The sequence below is a fragment of the Vogesella sp. LIG4 genome, from assembly GCF_900090205.1.
Lineage (GTDB): Bacteria > Pseudomonadota > Gammaproteobacteria > Burkholderiales > Chromobacteriaceae > Vogesella.
This window is the reverse complement of sequence record NZ_LT607802.1, coordinates 3,058,321-3,076,906: the sequence shown is the minus strand read 5'-3', so window position 1 is coordinate 3,076,906 and position 18,586 is coordinate 3,058,321. Positions and strand designations below refer to the sequence as shown.

General features: G+C 65.1%; 17 protein-coding genes. 4 read left to right on the top strand and 13 right to left on the bottom strand.

Going from position 1 to position 18,586, the window contains the following annotated elements:
• Window positions 1–2 precede the first annotated feature (2 nt).
• Both PSELUDRAFT_RS14405 and fae read right to left on the bottom strand, forming a co-directional pair.
• Window positions 3–998 (bottom strand): aldo/keto reductase, encoded by a 996-nt coding sequence (locus tag PSELUDRAFT_RS14405; protein WP_088967488.1) that lies wholly within the window; start codon window positions 996–998, stop codon window positions 3–5.
• Window positions 999–1,005: 7 nt separating this feature from the next.
• Entirely contained in the window at window positions 1,006–1,503 is a 498-nt protein-coding gene (gene fae / locus PSELUDRAFT_RS14400) for a formaldehyde-activating enzyme (RefSeq protein WP_088967487.1), read from the bottom strand.
• A gap of 322 nt (window positions 1,504–1,825) precedes the next feature.
• Between fae and PSELUDRAFT_RS14395 the strand changes: the two genes are divergently transcribed.
• The gene (locus PSELUDRAFT_RS14395; protein ID WP_088967486.1) at window positions 1,826–3,241 is read left to right on the top strand and encodes a PLP-dependent aminotransferase family protein; all 1,416 of its coding nucleotides are present in this window, start codon (window positions 1,826–1,828) and stop codon (window positions 3,239–3,241) included.
• On the opposite strand, the gene PSELUDRAFT_RS14390 is transcribed toward PSELUDRAFT_RS14395, so the two are convergent.
• The 6 genes from PSELUDRAFT_RS14390 to PSELUDRAFT_RS14365 all read right to left on the bottom strand — a co-directional run bounded on the left by PSELUDRAFT_RS14390 (window position 3,242) and on the right by PSELUDRAFT_RS14365 (window position 9,507).
• A complete protein-coding gene (locus PSELUDRAFT_RS14390; RefSeq protein WP_088967485.1) occupies window positions 3,242–3,997 on the bottom strand; it encodes an IclR family transcriptional regulator in 756 nt (251 codons plus the stop codon).
• Window positions 3,998–4,019: 22 nt separating this feature from the next.
• The gene (locus tag PSELUDRAFT_RS14385; RefSeq protein WP_088967484.1) at window positions 4,020–5,636 is read right to left on the bottom strand and encodes a GMC family oxidoreductase; all 1,617 of its coding nucleotides are present in this window, start codon (window positions 5,634–5,636) and stop codon (window positions 4,020–4,022) included.
• Window positions 5,633–6,880, bottom strand: a complete 1,248-nt coding sequence (locus PSELUDRAFT_RS14380) for a mandelate racemase/muconate lactonizing enzyme family protein (protein ID WP_088967483.1) — start codon at window positions 6,878–6,880, stop codon at window positions 5,633–5,635. Before PSELUDRAFT_RS14380 ends, PSELUDRAFT_RS14385 begins: the two co-directional genes overlap by 4 nt.
• Window positions 6,881–6,978: 98 nt before the next feature.
• Complete coding sequence (gene aldA / locus PSELUDRAFT_RS14375) at window positions 6,979–8,400, bottom strand: aldehyde dehydrogenase (RefSeq protein ID WP_088967482.1); 1,422 nt, start codon at window positions 8,398–8,400, stop codon at window positions 6,979–6,981.
• Between the two features lie 232 nt (window positions 8,401–8,632).
• Window positions 8,633–8,884, bottom strand: a complete 252-nt coding sequence (locus PSELUDRAFT_RS20145; RefSeq protein WP_369800120.1) for a LysR family transcriptional regulator — start codon at window positions 8,882–8,884, stop codon at window positions 8,633–8,635.
• Window positions 8,885–9,027: 143 nt separating this feature from the next.
• Window positions 9,028–9,507, bottom strand: coding sequence for an Lrp/AsnC family transcriptional regulator (locus PSELUDRAFT_RS14365; protein WP_088967480.1), 480 nt, complete (start codon window positions 9,505–9,507; stop codon window positions 9,028–9,030).
• Window positions 9,508–9,631: 124 nt separating this feature from the next.
• On the opposite strand from PSELUDRAFT_RS14365, the gene PSELUDRAFT_RS14360 reads away from it, so the two are divergent.
• Both PSELUDRAFT_RS14360 and PSELUDRAFT_RS14355 read left to right on the top strand, forming a co-directional pair.
• Window positions 9,632–10,663: a histone deacetylase family protein gene (locus tag PSELUDRAFT_RS14360; protein WP_088967479.1), complete on the top strand. Its 1,032-nt coding sequence runs from the start codon at window positions 9,632–9,634 to the stop codon at window positions 10,661–10,663.
• Between the two features lie 122 nt (window positions 10,664–10,785).
• Window positions 10,786–11,988, top strand: a complete 1,203-nt coding sequence (locus PSELUDRAFT_RS14355; protein ID WP_088967478.1) for a branched-chain amino acid ABC transporter substrate-binding protein — start codon at window positions 10,786–10,788, stop codon at window positions 11,986–11,988.
• Window positions 11,989–12,083: 95 nt separating this feature from the next.
• Here the strand turns inward: PSELUDRAFT_RS14355 and PSELUDRAFT_RS14350 are convergent, their stop codons facing one another.
• Window positions 12,084–12,809 carry a ferredoxin--NADP reductase gene (locus tag PSELUDRAFT_RS14350; RefSeq protein ID WP_088967477.1) on the bottom strand — a complete coding sequence of 242 codons (726 nt, stop codon included), beginning with the start codon at window positions 12,807–12,809 and terminating at the stop codon, window positions 12,084–12,086.
• Between the two features lie 409 nt (window positions 12,810–13,218).
• On the opposite strand from PSELUDRAFT_RS14350, the gene PSELUDRAFT_RS14345 reads away from it, so the two are divergent.
• Window positions 13,219–13,902, top strand: a complete 684-nt coding sequence (locus PSELUDRAFT_RS14345) for a hypothetical protein (RefSeq protein WP_088967476.1) — start codon at window positions 13,219–13,221, stop codon at window positions 13,900–13,902.
• Between the two features lie 14 nt (window positions 13,903–13,916).
• On the opposite strand, the gene cysC is transcribed toward PSELUDRAFT_RS14345, so the two are convergent.
• The 4 genes from cysC to PSELUDRAFT_RS14325 are packed head-to-tail and all read right to left on the bottom strand — an operon-like array spanning window position 13,917 to window position 18,545.
• Entirely contained in the window at window positions 13,917–14,435 is a 519-nt protein-coding gene (gene cysC / locus PSELUDRAFT_RS14340; protein ID WP_088968515.1) for an adenylyl-sulfate kinase, read from the bottom strand.
• A 2-nt stretch (window positions 14,436–14,437) separates the two neighbouring features.
• Window positions 14,438–15,295, bottom strand: coding sequence for an alpha/beta fold hydrolase (locus PSELUDRAFT_RS14335; RefSeq protein WP_088967475.1), 858 nt, complete (start codon window positions 15,293–15,295; stop codon window positions 14,438–14,440).
• 5 nt (window positions 15,296–15,300) lie between these two features.
• Window positions 15,301–16,461, bottom strand: coding sequence for a glycosyl transferase family 8 (locus tag PSELUDRAFT_RS14330; protein ID WP_088967474.1), 1,161 nt, complete (start codon window positions 16,459–16,461; stop codon window positions 15,301–15,303).
• Window positions 16,458–18,545 carry a tetratricopeptide repeat-containing sulfotransferase family protein gene (locus PSELUDRAFT_RS14325; RefSeq protein ID WP_088967473.1) on the bottom strand — a complete coding sequence of 696 codons (2,088 nt, stop codon included), beginning with the start codon at window positions 18,543–18,545 and terminating at the stop codon, window positions 16,458–16,460. Before PSELUDRAFT_RS14325 ends, PSELUDRAFT_RS14330 begins: the two co-directional genes overlap by 4 nt.
• Window positions 18,546–18,586: the final 41 nt, after the last annotated feature.

Genomic DNA, 18,586 nt, shown 5'->3' with positions numbered 1-18,586 from the left:
CCTCAGCGTGCCACGCGCGGAATGCGCTTGTCGTTGTTGTAATCGTTGATCACGTCGCACGGGGTGTAGTGGCGATCGATCTCGAACAGCTCCTCGGCGCTGAGCTTGAGCTCCAGCGCGCTCATCGCCAGCTCCAGCTGCGGGATGGCATCCACGCCCACCAGCATCGAGGTCACCCCCGGGCGCTGCAGCACCCAGGCCTGCGCCACCTGCGCCGGCTGCACGCCGCGGCCGGCAGCCACGCGCTCCACCGCCTTGCCGATGTTGTAGGACACCTCGTCGCTGTAGAACTCCTGGGTGAAGTTGTCGGTGCGGTTGCGCAGCGAATCGGCGGCGCCGGACAGCAGGCCGCGCGCCAGCGGGCTGAACGGGGTCACCGCGATGCCCTGGTCTATGCAGTAGGGAATCATCTCCCGCTCTTCCTCGCGGTAGGCGGCATTCAGCTGGCACTGCATGGATACGAAGCGGGTCCAGCCGTGCAGGTCGGCCGCATGCTGCATCTTGGCAAACTGCCAGGCATACATGGTGGAGGCGCCGATGTAGCGTGCCTTGCCGCTTTTCACGATGTCGTGCAGCGCTTCCATGGTTTCCTCGATCGGGGTGTCCGGGTCGAAACCGTGCACGATGTACAGGTCCAGGTAATCGGTGCCGATGCGCTGCAGCGAAGCGTCGATGGCGTCCATCAGGTGCTTGCGCGACAGGCCGGCATCGTTCGGGCCCGGGCCCATGGCGTAGAACGCCTTGCTGGCCAACACCAGTTCATGGCGCGACACCTTGTCCAGCAGCGCGCGGCCAACCACTTCCTCGCCCACGCCGATGGAGTAGAAATCCGCCATGTCGAAGAAGTTGATGCCCAGATCCAGCGCACGGTGCAGGATGGGACGGCTTTCCGGCTCGTCCAGCACCCACTGGCGCCACTTGGAAGTGCCGAACGACATAGTGCCCATGCACAGCTGCGATACTTTCAGGCCACTCTTGCCCAGATTCACGTATTTCATGCCGGCCTCACTGCACGGGGTTGTAGAACGGGTTGCACGGCTGCTTGCTGGCCTCGGCCACCTGAGCCAGCGTTGGCAGGTTGCTCATGGCGCGGGCGATGGCCTCGCGGGTGGCGCGGTAGTTGTTGGCGAACACTTCCTCCGCATCGCCGGCGCTCCAGTTCACCCACACCGCGGCCACCACCGCCCAGTCGTTTTCCGCCTCGGCCGGCAGCACGCCTTCCAGCAGGCACTCCTGCACACCCTTGGCCACGCCGGCCTGTGCCGGGCCCCAGGTCATGTTCTCGTGCGTTTCACCGCGCAGGTCGGCCTTGGCCACGAACAGGGTGGCCGGCTTCACCGGTACGTTGGGTTGCAGGCAGGTCATGAACGGGATGTAGCCCATGCGCGGTGCCGCCAGACTGTTGGCCAGCGCCTGGCCTACCGGGCCGGTGCGCGGGCCGACCAGCACGTTGATGTGGGCGGCGTTGGGGCCGCTGCCTACGAAAGACTCGCCAATGTACATGTACTGTTTCTCCAGACTTGAGGTACGGCAGGGGCCAGGGGCAATGCACAGCCGTGGAAGCGGGCTGCACGCTGGTGGAGAAGCAGCAGGCGGCGACAGTGCCGTAATGGCGCGCTGGCTTGCTCATGCTGACTCTCCCTGATCATTAGCGGCCTTGGTGGCCGCCCCGATGGCGTCGGGTTGAGTTCAGAATAAGCGGCGCAATTGTGCGGTAACAATGCGATCAATTTGAGTAATTGAATGCATACAATCCGCCGGGGGCTCGCGCTAACATGCAGTAACCCGAGACGCATCAGGCAGCACAGACTGCCGTGGAGAGACAATGGATCTGGTAACGCGCATTCGCAGCTGGATGCCTGCCGACTTGCATGGCAGCAGCCAGCCCCGCTATCAGGCAATCGCCGACGCCATCTGCGAGATCATCGACAGCGGCCAGGTGGTGATAGGCGAAAAACTGCCGCCGCACCGCGTACTGGCCGGCGCGCTGAAAGTGACGGTGGGCACCGTGAGTCGCGCCTACGCCCGACTGGAAGAACAGGGCAAGGTGATGTCGCGCGTGGGCGATGGCACCTATGTACTGGCCAAACATGTACCGCTGGATACCCCGGTGTTCGGCGACGAGCCCAGCGAGGGCGTGCTGATCGACCTGGGGCAGAACGTGATCCTGCCGGTGGGCCAGGACCTGGCACTGGCGGAAACCCTGCTGGACATCAGCCAGGACGCCGCCACCCGGCTGCGGGTGCTCGACTACCAGCCGGAATGCGGCCACCCCTGGCACCGCAGCGTGATCAGCAAGTGGCTGCAGCAGTTCGGCCTTCCTCCGGATGCCGACCGGGTAGCCATCACCAACGGTGCGCAGCACGCGCTGGCCTGCCTGTTCCGCATTCTCACCATGCCCGGCGACACCATTCTGTGCGAGGCGCTGAGCTACCCCGGCATCGTGGCGCTGGCGCAGCAGATGCGGCTGCAGCTGATCAGCATCGACGTGGACGAGGAAGGGCTGCTGCCGGAGGCGCTGGAGCAGGCCTGCCGCGCCTTCGACAGTCGGCTGCTGTTCTGCGTACCCACGCTGCACAACCCCACCACCGCCACCATGAGCCAGGCGCGGCGCCAGCGCATTGTCGACATTGCCCGCCGCTACCACCTGCAGATCATCGAGGACGCCACCCCGGCCGCCATCCTGTCGGCGCCGCCGCCGGCGCTGGCCTCGCTGCTGCCGGAGCAGGTGTTCTTTGTCTGCAGCCTGTCCAAGTCGGTATCGCCCGGCCTGCGCCTGGGCATGGTGCGCGCGCCGCATGCCTGGTCCGGCAAGCTGGCGGCGGTGATCCGCGCCAATTGCTGGATGGCCACGCCACTGACCACCGAGATTGCCTGCCGCTGGATGGAGGACGGCACGCTGCAGCGGCTGCTGGGCGCCCAGCGCCACCAGATCGCGCAGCGGCAGCAACTGGCACGGCAGATACTGCCGCCGCTGCCCTATCTCACCCACCCGGACAGCTCGCACCTGTGGCTGCCGCTGCCGGCGCCATGGCATACGCCGGAGCTGGTCACCATGCTGCGGCGCCAGCAGGTGGCCATCAAATCGGGGGATGTGTTCACCGTTGGCCGCAGAGCATCGCCGCACGCCATCCGGCTGTGCCTGAGCGGTGCGGCCAACCTTGAGCAGCTGGAGCAGGGCCTGCGCATCGTGGCGCGCACCATTGCCGACGGCCCGGACGGCTATATCGCCTCGGCCTGATCAACCCAGCCGCGCCGACAACTGCCGCACAGCCTGGATCAGCGGCGCTGAGTAGGCGCGCACGTCTTCCTCCCGCAGCTGGGGCCGCGCGATACACAGGCTGACTGCGGCCACCGGCTCCTGCAGCAGGTTCAACACCGGCGCCGCCAGGCAGCTCAGCTGTCCCGCCTCGCCATGCGTCACCGCATAGCCCAGCCGCATCACCCGCTGCAGTTCCTGCTCCTGCTGCGCCCCCTGCTCCGCCGTCAGCTCGCCCTGCGCGCAGGCGGCCGCCAGATACTGCTGGCGGTAGGCCGTCGGGCGCATGCTGAGCATGGCCTTGCCCGCCGCGGCCCGCCACATCGGCAGCGTCTGCCCGACATGGGCGCCAAAGCCGTCCACACCGGACAATGCCGCCCTGGCCACTACCACCACATTGCTGCCTACCTGGCTGCTCAGCAGGACGGCATGGCGGGTTTCGTTCTTGAGGATTTCGGCGATGGGATGAAAAAACGGCAGTATCGCCTGCCGCCCGTAGATGGTGGACGCCATCTGGAAGATGCGCGCGCCCACGCCGAAGGCGCGCTTGCGCCCCGGGTCGTTGGCGATCAGCCCGGCCGCCAGCAGGCTGTTGAGGATGCGGTAGCAACTGGCGGCCGGAATGCCGGTCTGGGCGCTGACCTCGCGCTGCGTCAGCGGATAGGGCGCGTTCACCAGCAGCTGCAGCACACGAATGGCGCTGTCTACCGCCGGCGTGGTGGGCTTGTCCTGCACCATGCGCCCTCCCTTGCGGCCAACGTTACAGCCAGTCGGCCAGGATCAGCTCGGCGCCCTTCTCCGCCACCATCATGGTGGGGGCATTGGTATTGCCGGAGGTGATGTTGGGGAACACCGAGGCATCCACCACGCGCAGGCCGGCCACGCCATGCACCTTGAGCTGGCTGGACACCACCGCACTGGCCGGGTCCGGCCCCATGGCGCAGCTGCCGCACAGGTGATAGATGGAGCCGGACTGCTCGCGGAAGAAGCGCAGCATGCTGGCCTCGTCGCTTACCGCAGCGGCCGGTGTCACCTCCTCCACGGTGATTTCGCGCATCGCTTCGGTCTGCATCAGCCGGCGGATGAACACACTGCCCTGCACCGCCTCGTCGATATCCTTCTGCGTGGAAAGGTAGTTGGGCATGATGCGCGCCGGCTGCGCCGGGTCGGCCGAGGCAATCTCGACACTGCCGCGGCTGCTGGGCCGGCAGGGGTTGAAGCAGATCAGGAAGCCGGAATACGGGTCCGCCTTCAACCCGGCGTTCGGGTCCTTGGGAATGCTGTAGGACAGCGGGTTGAAGTAGAGCTGCAGATTTGGCCGCGCCTCGCGCGCGTTACCGCGGAAAAAGCCACCAGCCTGGTTGACGCTCATCGCCAGCGGGCCGCGCCGGCGCAGCGCATAGCGCAGCCCGGCCCTGGCCTGGCCCCACAGCGTGCCCAGCTCATCGTTGAGCGTCTTGCGGTTGGCGCGGTAGTAGAAGGACACGCACAAATGATCCTGCAGATTGCGCCCCACCGCTGGCAGGTGCTGCACCAGTGGCAGGCCATGCCGCTGCAGCAGCGCGCTGTCGCCAATGCCGGACAACTGCAGCAGCTTGGGCGAATCCACCGCACCGGCCGCCAGGATCACCTCGCAGCGGGCGCGGAATTCGCGCAGTTTGCCGTGCTGACGCACCTGCACGCCCACCGCGCGCTTGTGCTCGTCGAACAGCAGCCGCTCGGTATGGGCATGCAGTTCCAGCGTGAGGTTGCCGCGCCGCAGCGCCGGGTGCAGGTAGCGGAAGCTGCTGGATTCGCGCACGCCATTGCGGATATTGGTTTCGTAGATGCCTGCGCCCTCGAACTGCGCGCCGTTGAAATCCTCGCTCTGCGGCAGCCCCAGCTCGCGGCAGGCACGCAGGTAGTTGTTGCAGATCGGGTGGGCATCGTCCTTCATCGAGGTGATGCCGATCGGGCCGTCGCCACCGCGCCAGGCGTTCTCCCCGCCGTGGTGAGATTCCAGCTTCTTGAAATAGGGCAGCACGTCACGGTAACCCCAGCCCGGGTTGCCGGCAGCTTCCCAGTCGTCAAAATCCTGCGCCTGGCCACGCACGTAGATCATGGCGTTGATGGTGCCGGAACCGCCCAGCACCTTGCCACGCGGCGCGTAGATCTGGCGCCCGGCCAGGTTCTGCTGCGGCTCGGAGTAGTACATCCAGTTGGTGGCCGGGTTGTAGTAGCTCTTGACGTAGCCCACCGGCAGGCGGAACCAGAACGAATCGTCCTTGCCGCCGGCCTCCAGCAGCAGCACGCGGAACTTGCCGGACTCGCTGAGGCGGCTGGCCAGGATGCAGCCGGCGGAACCGGCGCCGACGATGATGAAGTCGTACTCGCTCATAGCACCTCGCCATTGTTCCAGCGGTTCTTCCAGGCATCGGAAGACTGCGCCCGCACATCGAAGGGCTGCGGGTCCATGAACAGGTGCAGGCGGTCGCCGCTGTATGGCGAATGCGCCTTCACCACCGCCATGTCCAACTCCACGCCGAGGCCGGGCTCGGTAGGCGGAATGATGAAACCCTCCTCCCAGCGGATCGGCTTTTTCAGCACCTGCGAATGGAAGCCGTCCCAGGTCATGATGCTTTCCTGGATCAGGAAGTTCGGCGTGGCCGTGGCCAGCTGGATGCTGGCCGCAGCACCCACCGGGCCGTTGTACAGGTGCGGCGCAATCTGCGCGTAGTGCGCCTCGGCGAGGCCGGCAATCTTCTTGGCTTCCAAGATGCCGCCGACACGCCCCAGGTTCATCTGCAGGATGGAGGCGGCGCCCTTTTGCAGCAGCTCCTGGAACTCGTACTTGGTGGTCAGCCGCTCGCCGGCGGAAATCGGGATGCTGGTCTTGCGCGCCACCTCGGCCATGGCATCGGCCTGACCCGGCGGTACCGGTTCCTCGAACCACAGCGGGTCGTATTTTTCCAGCCGCCGCGCCAGGCGCACCGCCGAGGCCGGTGTCATCTGGCCGTGGGTGCCGAACAGCAGGTCGCACTGGCTGCCCACCGCCTCGCGGATCTTGCGGCAGAAGGTTTCGCACTGATCCATCAGTTCCAGCGACAGATGGTGACCGGAATACACGGTGTAGGGGCCGGCCGGGTCGAACTTCAGCGCGGTGAAGCCCTGGCGCATGAAGTCGGCGGCGCATTCGGCGGCCAGGTCCGGGTCGTCGTAATCGAACTGCCCCTGGCTGTTCTTCGGGTAAAGATAGGTATAGGAGCGCAGCCGCTCGTGCACCCGGCCGCCGATCAGCTCGTACACCGGCTTGCCGGCGGCCTTGCCGATGATGTCCCAGCAGGCCATTTCCAGGCCGCTGACAATGCCCATCATGGTCAGGTCCGGGCGTTGGGTGAAGCCGCTGGAGTAGGCGGCGCGGAAGAAGCGCTCGATATGGTGCGGGTCGTGGTTCAGCAGGTAGCGCTCGAACACATCGTTGATCGCCGGCACCATCACTTTGGGGTGGAAGGTGGAGGCATAGACTTCGCCCACGCCCTCGATGCCGCAATCCGTCTTCAGGGTGACAAAGATCCAGTACATCCCGCCGACATGCGGCGGCGGCACGGCCACGATATGGGATTCCATCGACACGATTTTCATTGTTCCACCCCCGTCCTGCTTGCTGACTGCCTGAATGTGAAGATACGCCGCGCCTGTGGCGGCCTGTTGTGCTTAGCCATGTTCGCCCCGCGCCGCGCTCAGTACTTCAGCACCACCAGCCGGGTCTGGGTAAATTCCAGCATGCCGTGCTTGCCGTCATCCCCGCCGAGGCCGGAGCGCTTCCAGCCAGCGTGATAGCCCTGGTAGGGGTCGGCCGGCGTGCGGTTCACGTACAGTTCGCCGGCCTCGATGTTGTTGGCCACCAGCATGGCAGTGCGGTAGCTCTCGGTGTACAGCACCGAGGACAGGCCGAACTGGTGATCGTTGGCCAGCCGCAGCGCCTCGTCTATGTCCTGATAGCGCAGCACGCACAACACAGGCCCGAAGATTTCCTCCTGCACGATCTCCATGTCCTGGCGGCAGCCGGTAAGCAGCGTCGGCGGGTAGAAGAAACCAGGGCCTTCCGGGATGAAGCCGCCGGCCTCCAGCGTGGCGCCGTCGTCCACCGCACGCTGCACCATCTGGTGGATGCCCAGCCGCGAGGAAGCGTTGATCAGCGGGCCCATGAACTTCGGGTTGTGCGCGCGGTTGCCGAACTGGCGGCTGAGGAAGCGCACCTTGAGCAGGCGTACGAACTCCTCGTACACATCGGCATGCACATAGACCCGCTCCACCGCGGTGCATAGTTGGCCGCAATTGGTCACCTTGGAGGCCACCACCTCGTTGGCTGCTCGCACCAGGTCGGCATCCGGCTCGATGATGGCCGGCGTCTTGCCGCCCAGCTCCAGCGAGGATTTGGCGATATTCACCTGCGAATACTCCAGCACCTTGCGCCCGGCGCCCACGCTGCCGGTAAGGGTGATCATGCCCACCGCCGGGTGGGTGCACACTGCCTCGGCGGTGGCATGACTCATCGCCAGGATGTTGATCACACCGGGCGGGAAGCCGGCATCCAGCACCGCCTTGGCGATTTCGAATGCCGAGCACGGCGTGTTGTTGCTGGGGCGCACCACCACGGTGTTGCCGGTGATCAGCGCCGGCGCCACCTTGCGCAGCAGGGTGTACACCGGGTAGTTGAACGGAATCAGGCAGGCCACCACGCCGATGGGCTCGCGGTGCAGCAGCAGGTTTTCCGACGGGCTGTCGCTGGGAATGATCTCGCCTTCGATGCGGCGTGCCCATTCGGCGTGGTAGCGCACGATCTCGGCGGCGTACAGCGCCTCGCTGCTGGCATCGGCCAGGCTCTTGCCGGATTCGGCGGCCAGCGCTGCGCCAATCTGCGGCGCGCGCTCGCACAGGGCATCGGCCAGGCGGCGCATGTACTGCGCCCGCTCGGTAGCCGGCAGCCGGCGCCAAGCCTGCTGCGCGCTTGCGGCCAACGTTACCGCCGCATAGGCCTCGTCCATGCTGGCCGCGGCAACGTGGCCGACCAGTTCCTCGGTAGCCGGGTCGTGGACGGCGATCATCTCGTCGCCGGCGGCCACGAACTCGTTGCCGATAAAGTTCTTGTAGTTACGCATCTCGCTCCCTCCGTACCGAACGGCGGCATCAAAGCAGCCGCCGCACGCGGCGGTCAAAGCAATTTCATGGATGGCCGAAAAATTTCACCAGTGAAAGCGGCAACAAAAAAATGACCCGGCGTCGCCGTGTCACTGTTGCTGTCGCACTGCTGTACTTATAAGGCCAGCCGCACTTCTGCGGGGGCGAGACAATTCAAGTAATTGTCCGGCTGCTTGCCGGACAAGACCGCTGCTACGGCCTGGGACTCCTTCGCAAACCTTGCGGGCGGCAAGCCGACATCACGGCTGCACGCGGCACGGAAGGTAGTAGCCCCCGCATGCAAGAGCACGCCACCAAGCCCTCAACGCGGGTGGTGCGGCTGAGCAGAGGGACGCCCAGCCCCTGCTCCAGCCCCTGGATGGCACGGGTGGCAATCGGCCGGTGCAGCTGCTCGGCCGCCGCGGTAAAGCTGCCCTTCTCCACCACCTGTACGAAGATCTGCATCGCCGCGATACGGCCCATGCTGCGCCCTTTCCCTGCTACTCGATGTTACCGGGTTTACTGGTTCATCACACTCAGCCGGCACAACAAGGTTGGCCGCAAGCCATGTGCCGGCTTGCGGCCAACCTTCTCGCGCCCGGACCCCGCTACACCGGTAGGCGGCTGCCGGCTTTCACCTCGCGCAACGCCAGGCTGGAGTGGATGGACGCCACCCCCGGCATCTGCCGCAGCACGTTCTCGACAAACTCGCTGTAGGCATCCAGCGAGGTGGCCACCACCTGCAGCAGGTAGTCGGCATCGCCGGTGATCTTGTGGCAGGACAGCACCTGCGGCTGCGCACACATGGCCGCCTCGAACTCGTTCGGCTCGTTACTGCCGTGCACGCCGAAGCGGATCTGCACGAAGGCCAGCACGTCCAGCCCCAGCTTGCGGCGGTCGAGGTTGGCCTGGTAGTCCTTGATATAGCCCTCTTCCTCCAGCCGTTTCAGCCGCCGCCAGCAGGGCGTCACGCTCAGCGACAGCTGCTCCGCCAGCCGCGGGTTGGACAGTGTGCCGTCCTGCTGCAGCAAGCGCAGAATAGTGCGATCCGCGGCATCAAGTTCGTTCTTTAGTTTGTTATCGCTCATTAATGCCACCAAAAGAGTCTATTCATATCGCAGGATAGCCAGACGAGGGGGATTAAAGCAAAGTAAATCCAGCTGTGCCGCCACATACTGATTGCCGTCACCTTCCTATGTACGGCACAACGTCATGCTTACCATCTACAGCAATGCCCACCGCCTTCACCACGCCACGGAGCTGAAAGACGGCACCCTGAAGCCCTGTTTCGAGATGCCGAGCCGGGCCGACACCATCCTGGCGCGGGTGCAGGCCGTGAACCTCGGCGAAGTCATTGCCCCGCGCGAGTTCGGCAGCGCCAGCTATGCCCGCGTGCACAGCGAACGTTATGTGCGCTTCCTGGAACAGGCCTGGAGCGAATGGCAGGCGCTGGGCCGCCAGCATGACGCCCTGCCGCTGATCTGGCCGGTGCGCGACCTGCGCAGCGATATCGAGCCGCAGCATATCGACGGCAAGCTGGGCTTCTATGCCATGGATGCCGGCGTGGCCATCACCGCCGGCACCTGGCAGGCGGTAAAGAGCAGTGCCGATTTGGCGCTGACCGGCATGGCCGCGCTGACACAGGGCGAGTACAGCGCCTTCGCGCTGTGCCGCCCGCCCGGCCACCATGCCGCCGCCGAGTACATGGGTGGCTACTGCTACCTGAACAATGCCGCCATTGCCGCCCAGCACGCGCTGGACAACGGCGCCAAACGGGTGGCGGTGCTGGACGTGGACTACCACCACGGCAACGGCACGCAGAGCATTTTCTATGACCGCGCCGACGTGATGTTCACCTCGCTGCATGGCGACCCCAAGCACTCCTACCCGTACTTCCTCGGCCACCAGGACGAAACCGGGCGCGGCGCCGGCCTGGGCTTCAACCACAACTACCCGCTGCCGCACGGCACCGGCTGGGATGGCTACGGCGCGGCGCTGCGCCACGCCTGCCAGGCCATAGCCGACTACGCGCCGGATGCGGTGGTGATCTCGCTGGGGGTGGACACCTTCAAGGACGACCCGATCAGCCACTTCCAGCTGGAAAGCGAAGACTTCCTCAAGATCGGCCAGACCATTGCCGGCATCGGCCGGCCGACCCTGTTCGTGATGGAAGGCGGCTACATGGTCGACGACATCGGCATCAATGCCGTCAACGTGCTGCGCGGTTTCGAAGGCCAGCGCTGAGGCGGTCACACCCCTTATGTAACGCGTTTCACCAGGCGCCGAGCCGCGGGGCCACCCACTGCGCAGCAGACGCAGCCTGCGGCCGGCATTACGGCAACACCGATCTACATTCAGGAAAACACATGAGAAACTTTGCGAAACTGAGCCTGTTTGCCGCTGCGGCACTCACCCTCGCCGCCTGTGGCAAGCAGGAGGCTGCCAGCACCGCACCTGCCGGCGCATCGGCCAGCACCGCAGCCAGCCCGGCGGCGGGCGCGGTCGAGACCATCAAGATCGGCCAGGTATCGCCGCTGACCGGCCCGATCTCGCACCTGGGCAAGGATGTCGAGTTCGGCGCCAAGCTGGCAATCGAAGACCTCAACGCCGAAGGCGTGGAGATCGGCGGCAAGAAGGTCAAGTTCGAGCTGGTCTCCGAGGACGATCAGGGCGACCCCAAGATCGGCACCCAGGTAGCGCAGCGCCTGATCGATGCTGGCGTGGCGGGCGTGGTCGGGCACCTGAACTCCGGCACCACCATCCCGGCTTCCCGCATCTATGCCGAGGCCGGCATTCCGCAGATTTCACCGTCCGCCACCAACCCGGACTACACCAGGCAGGGCTACAAGACCACCTTCCGCATGATCGCCAACGATGTGCAGCAAGGCACGGCGCTGGGGCAGTTTGCCGTGGACACGCTGAAGGCGAAAACCGTGGCGGTGGTGGACGACCGCACCGCCTATGGCCAGGGCCTGGCCGATGAATTCGCCAAGGCCATCACCGCCAAGGGCGGCAAGGTGGTGAAGCGGGAGTTCACCACCAATACCGCCACCGACTTCAACGCCATTCTGACCGCCATCAAGGGCGCCCAGCCCGATGTGGTGTTCTACGGCGGCATGGACGCCCAGGCCGGCCCGATGGCCAAGCAGATGAAGCGGCTGGGGATCAAGGCCAGGCTGATGGGCGGCGACAGCATGCAGACCCCGGAATTCATCAAGCTGGCGGGCGACGCCGCCGAAAGCCTGTATGCCTCCGCCTGCGGCCTGCCGCGCGACAAGATGCCGGGCTTTGCCGCCTTCAGCAGCAAGTTCCAGAGCAAGTTCAACACCGAGATCCAGGTGTTCTCGCCGTATGAATACGATGCCGTGCACGTGCTGGTGGAAGCGATGAAGCGCGCCGGCTCCAGCGACCCGAAGAAGTATCTGCCCGAGGTGGGCAAGACAAACTACACCGGCGTCACCGGCAAGGTGTCGTTTGATGCCAATGGCGACATCAATAACGGCGCGGTAACCGTCTACCAGGTCAAGAACGGCAAGTGGCAGGTGGTCTCCACCGTGGGCGGTGCCTGAGCGCGACATCGCGCCATCATGTTTCCTCTGAAGAAGTCCCTTGGCCAGCCTCGTGCTGGCCGTTTTTTTACTTCTGCCACCAGGCCTGCCCTGGATCAGTAGCCGTGGAACTCCTCGCTGCGCACTTCATCCTCGTCGACACCCGCGTCCGTCAGTGCCTGACACATCGCGGCCACCAGCGCGGGAGGGCCGGAGACATAGAAAACCGGCTCCGCCAGCCCCGCGATGGCCTGTTTGATCCATGCACCGTCGAACTTGCCGCTGGCGCCGCCCCAGGCTTGTGTCGAGTGCGCCATGTCCGTCATGGTGGCCAGCAGGCGGAACCTCGGGTTCTCTTTTTCCAGCTGCTGCAATTCGCCGAGGAACGCTGCATCCTCCGGGCGCCGGTTGGAGTACAGCAGCAACAGGTCTTGCTGCAGTTGCTGCCTTGCCGCGTGCCGCAGCATGCTCATGAACGGTGTGACCCCGATGCCGCCGGCGATGAGCACGGCGGCGCGCGCCGTGTTCTTGTGCAAGGTGAGCGAGCCGAAGGGGCCGTCGATGGTGACCGTCGTGCCGTTGGCCAGTTTGCCCAGCGTGCGCTTGAAGATACTGTCACGCATGCGGGTCGCCACCGTCAGCTCGCCCTGATGCGGAGCGCTGACAATGGAAAAGGCATGACGGGCATCCGACGAATTGGGGTCCGCGTGCGGACCGGGCAAGATCAGATCCATGGCCTGCCCCGGCTTGTAGGCAAAACCAGCCGGTTTTTCGAAGCTGAAGGCCATGGTGCCTTCGGCTACCGCCTGGCGGGCAGTCAATCGGACAGAATATTCAGACATGGCGAACCTCCTGCTGCTTGTGACACTCAGCGGCGATTTCCGGGCAGGCACAGAACCACGCGCCGCGGTGGCACATCCCTGGATAGTTCTTCATAGACCCGGCACCCCCAGCCTGCCTGTTGCTGCGGCCAACCTTGGCGGGATGCCGGCTTGCCGCTACGCCACACACGGCGAACACTGCGCGCGGCCCCGGCCAGGGCAAGCCGTTAGCAGGAAACACCATGCGCCGGCAGCAAGCATCGCCCCTGCCCATTAGATGGAGCGTCTTTCCACCGCGTTCCCGGCAGCAAATGTCTGCAGCAACACCGGCTTGCGGAGGCTGCCTGCTTTACACTGGCGTGCGGGCAAACCGGGCGCCAGCAGCATGCCAAGGGTTGCATCGCCCGCTTTTCGGATACTGGAGGCAATAATGGATGGGCTCGTGCTCAGCGCCGGCGGCAAGCTGACGTATTACCACCTTGCGGCCAACCTTACACATGGCCAGGCACCGGCCTGCTCGGAGGCAAGTCACCATGCCGCGGCCTATCTTGCGGAGGCGGTGCGATTCGACGGCGAAATTCACCTCCGGGATATTTTCTTGCTGCTTGCGGCCAACCCGGTTTTACTCGAAGAATTCGCCCGGCTGCATGCGGCAGCGTTCCTTGCCGAAGCCCGACAAGGCATTGCCACCCCCTATTCCGGCGAATACGACCCGGATGGCATCGAATACCTTGAGCTTTTCTACCACCGGGAACCGGGCGCCGACACGGCGGAGGCTGCCGACAGCACGCACTTATGGCTGCGGGCCATCGGCTATGAGCTGCGCGAAGATAGCCAGCAAAATGGCAGCATCGAATACCGCAAGGGCAGCCGGATTACCTGGTCCATCATGTTCCTGCCGCTAACCGACATCCTGAACCTACCGTTGCGCTTCAACCCCGAAGTCTCGATGGATGAGGATGCACGCGACTCCGGCTTGCCGCACCGCCTTCTGGCCGGGCCGCCATCGCTGGGGCAAGTCATCGGCAGTGTGCTGCAGGAGCTGGCTTTTAACGGCGGGCCGGAGGAAAGGGCCGAACGCGCCAGGCAGCTATTCGATACGCCGGGCAAGTAGCTAGCCGCGCCTGCTCAACCGAGCAGTTTGGTGACCACCTCGACACACTCGGCAATGGATTGTGCGCCGGTATCGAGCTGCAGTTCGGGGTTGAGCGGCACCTCGTAGGGGTCATCTACCCCGGTCATATTGGCAATGCCCCCTGCCCTTGCTTTGCGGTACAAGCCTTTCGGGTCGCGCGCTTCGCATACAGATAGCGGTGTTGCCAGGAATATCTCGAAGAATGCCGACTCGCCCACAATCTGGCGCGCGCGGGCCCGGTCTTCGCGATAAGGCGAGATCAAGGCGGCGATCGCCCATGTCCCGGCTTCGTTGATCTGCCGGCAGCGCTGCGCCACGCGGCGTACGTTCTCGCTGCGATCCTCCCTGGAGAAGCCGAGATCGCGGCAGAGTTCCTGGCGCACGATATCGCCATCCAGCACCTGGCAGGCCATACCGCTGGCAGCGAGCGTATCTGCCAGCGCGTGCGCGAGAGTGGTCTTGCCAGCCGCGCTCAGACCGGTCAGCCAGATGGTGGCGGGTGTTCTCTTCATTGTCATTGCCCTGTACATGCCGGAGCCTGCGCCAGCAACGCCGGCCATACTCTGCTCCAGTCTCCGCTATGCGTCATAGCCGGCACCGTGCGCGCCTGTGCGCAGCGGCCACCGGTAAGCTGAATAAAGTAGTCTGCCACCTCGGGGGAAACCACCGTGTCGTCGGCTCCGCTGAAGTGCAGCTGTGGAATCTTCGCTATCTGCGCGGCGAAAGCGGCCGGGTTTTCTGATTCGGGCATGGGCGAAACATGGTGTAGCCGATTGACGAGTTCGCTATCCAGATTGCCCGCCACCGTCCGGATCGAAGCAATATCGCTGCGGCGCGCGGCCATGAGTACGGCCACCGCGCCGCCGCCCGAGTAGCCAACCAGGTGGATGCGCTGCCCCGGCACTTGCGCCGCAAAATGGCTCACGGCCGCGCTCATCGACGCGATGACTTCGGGCGCGAAGCGCTTGCCCGTCCAGTACGGCTCGCTGCAACCGGGGTTCAGTTCCATGGGGGTAAACTGGCATGGGCGGGCCAGGTACACCACGTTCGCAGCCGGATCCACCGCGGCCAGCGCCAGGCCGGTTGCCGCAAGCGGTGTCGGGTCTGTCGATGCCTGGCTGCGGCTAAGCCACGCCAGGCCGTCTCCCTCGATGTAGACCGTCAGCGCCTGGTCAGCCCGCGTGATGCGTGCAAAAGCCGTAAGCACAAACTGGCCAGTGGCGACTTGTTCGCGCTTAAGGCCAGCCGGCGCGGCCAGCGCTGCAGCATGCGCGTTACGGTCGAGTTCCGCACACCCACCCAGCAGAACCGCCAATGCCGCCGCAAGCATCAGGGCGGCCCACCGTCGCCCTGCAGATACCGAACCATGCATGGCCGCTACTCCTGCCCAGCAGCCATGCGCGCCAGCTGTGGCGCCATCGCGGCCATGACCCCATCCCAGTCGCCACGCGACTGCTGGCGGAACAGGCGGACACTGGGGTACCACGGCGTATCATCGCGGCCGAGCAACCAGCGCCAGTCGGGCACGAAAGGCAGCATCACCCACGCCGGGCGCCCCAGGGCGCCGGCCAGATGCACCGGCGAGGAATCAACCGAAACCAGCAGGTCTGCAATGCCGAGAATGGCGGCGGTATCTTCGAAATCCCGGATCTCGTCGCTTAGCGATAGCAGCGACATCCCGGCAGGCGGATTCTGCGCCTGAGCCGCAGCCGGCCCCTTCTGGATGGAAACAAAAGTCACACCCGGGCTGGCCAGCGACGCCAGCTGTGCCAGGTTCAGCGACCGGTTGGCATCGTTGAAGTGTGTCGGGCGCCCCGCCCAGACCAGCGCCACCAGGGGCCGCGGCAGCGCAGCAAGGCGCTGTTGCCACATGGCCAGGCGCTGCGGGTCGGCCGACAGGTAAGGCACCGCCCCAGGCAGGTCCTCCATTTTGAGGCCCATGGCCATCGGCAGGCTCATCATCTCGCAGTGCACATCGAATGCCGGCGGCAGGCTGCCGCGCACGATCAGCTCGTCAAAGCCGGCACAACGCTGCGCCAGCGAAAGACTTTCGGGATTGATTTCGAGAATGACGCGGGCACGGCTGCGCTCTCGTGCCCAGGCCACCATGCGCAGGAACTGGAAGGTATCGCCGTAGCCCTGCTCGTCATGGATCAGCAGTGTTTTGCCGGGAATGGGTCGGCCATCCCAGCGCGGCCGCTGCACCTTGCGCTCGATGCCGGAGGTATGCGGCAAACTATAGCGGTAGTGGTACTCGCGCCAACCGCGGTCAAACTGCCCCTGCAGCAGCAGGGTTTCCGACAGGTCAAAGCGCATGGCATAGTTGCCTGGGGCCGCGGCCACCAGCATCTCCTGGATGGCCTGCGTTTCGCCGACCTTGCCTTGCGGGCGGATCGCATCCACCAGCAGGCGCCACAGCATGATCGGGCCGCTACCGGAAGCCAGATACGGGCGGACCAGCGCCTCGGCCGCCTCCAGACTGCCGGCCGAAATCAGCGCGCGGGCCTGGCGCTCGATTGCCGCCACATCCACCGTCATGGCGCAGCCACCCCGAGTGCATCCAGCAGCGGGCGCAAATGTTCGGCATAGGCTTGCCAGCGCCCCTTGGATGTCTTGTAGATCGGCTGGCGTACCTGGTTCACGCTGGCGGTGCGCACCACCCGGCGATTGGTGTGGAACTGCAGGCAGGCGTCTTCCCACGGCAAGTCAAGGAATGCCAGCAGGCGGCGTGCCTCTCCCTCCAGGTCGTCCACCACGCTTTCGTAATCGACCTCGATATAGCGCCCGGCCGGCAAGACCTGAGCCCAATGCGCCATCAGGCGCTGGTAGTAGCGGTAAAACTCACCCAGCTCGGTCTGATCGTAGGTGAACTGCTGCTCGCCGCCGAACTGCTTGGTATAGCAAGACAGGCAGGTATCCACCGGGTCGCGGCGGCAATGGATGATGCGCGCGCCCGGCAGCAGCAGTGGAATCAGCCCGGCGTACAGGAAATTGCCCGGCATCTTGTCGATCAAGCGCAGGTGACCATGCGCCAGCGGTTCGATGCGGTCCAGATAGGCACGGCCCAGTTGCTGTGCCCGCGCCGGTGTCAGGCCGTGCAATAGCTCCGGGAACGTGCCCTGGCTTTCAATCGCCAGGCGCAGCGCGGACAGCTCGCCCGCGCCAAATACCTGCGAGTGGGATGACAATATCTGCTCCACCAGCGAAGTACCGGAACGCGGCATCCCGATGATAAAGACCGGCAGTTCGGAGGGCGCGCCGGCGCCCTGCAGGCGCGCCGGCCATTCCTGCGTGAAGGTACTGGCGATGCGCTGCATCCAGCTGCCCGTGGCTGCCGAGTCGTAGCTGAACGTCGAACGCTTCTGGTGGTTGGCTGTATCGAGATGAGCAAAGGCGCGCGTTGCGTCGCCCATATCGAGATAGGCCTTGCCCAGTGCAAAATGGGCCGACATGCGATCCGGCAACGGCCGGCGTTCGCCTTCGGCCAGTAGGGCTTCGATGGCCGCTACATCGGGGTCGCCTGTCTTGAAGGTCTTGGCGTCCACGCGGCTGGTCAATACCCGCACCGAACCTGGAAAAGCCGCCAGCGCACGATCGAACGCCGCCATCGCTTCTACCTTCTGCCCGGATTCCAGCAGCAGCGTGGCGCGCCCGATCAGCGCCTCTTCTGCCACCGTGCCGGGCAGCGCGGCCGCTTGTTCAAACTGCTCCAGCGCCTCGTCGGTTTCTCCCAGTGCCTGCAGCACTTGCGCCAGTGCGTGATGCGCTTCGGCGCTGCGCGGCGTCAGTGCCACCGCCTGCTGCGCGAACCCGAGCGCTTCATTGGTATATTCGAGCTGCCTCAGCGCCTTCGCCCGCGCAACAAGCCCGGCAGGATGCTGCGGGGCAAAGGCCTGCAGTGCGTCCAGCGCCTGTAGCGCCGCGCCATGCCGATGGCGGGAGATTTCCACGTCGGCCAGGTTCAGGTAGGCCTCGATCAGCCGCGGGTTGAGTTCGATAGCCAGACGAGCCTCTGCGGCCGCCTGGTCATACTGCCCTTGCGCAGTGAGCAGAAAAGCGAGATTGCTGTGCGCTTCGGCATAGTTCGGGTATAGCGCCAGCGCCTGCCGATAATGCTGCTCGGCCCGATCCAGCCGCCCCAGGCGCCTGTGGGTATTGGCCAGGTTGTTATGTGCTTCCGGCGCATCTGGCGTCAGCACCACCACCCGTTCCAGGCAGGCCAGGCTTTGCTCCAGCTTGCCCGCTTCCTGCAGCAGGATGCCCAGGTTGCTCCAGCCCGGCACCAGCGCAGGGTCCATCGTTACGGCACGCTGGGCGGCTTCCTCACCCTCGGTCAGCAGGCCTTTCTGGCGCAACATCTCGGCCAGGTTGCTGGAGTAGATCGCCGGAGCACGCGGCGCGAGGCAAGCCTGACGCAAATGGGATATTGCCAGATCCAGGTTGCCGTAGGCATGGGCCATCAGACCGAGCAAGTGCAGCGCATCGGCCTGGCCCGGCCACTCGGCCAGCACCCGCTGGCAATACTGTTCGGCCTGATCCGCCTGGCCGGCCTGCCAGTGAGCATGCGCACGGTTAAGCGCTTCCGGAATACTTAGGGTGTTGGCATTGGGCGCACTCGACATGCGGGGTTCCGATCATTCACTCGTTTGCAATATGCAGGGAT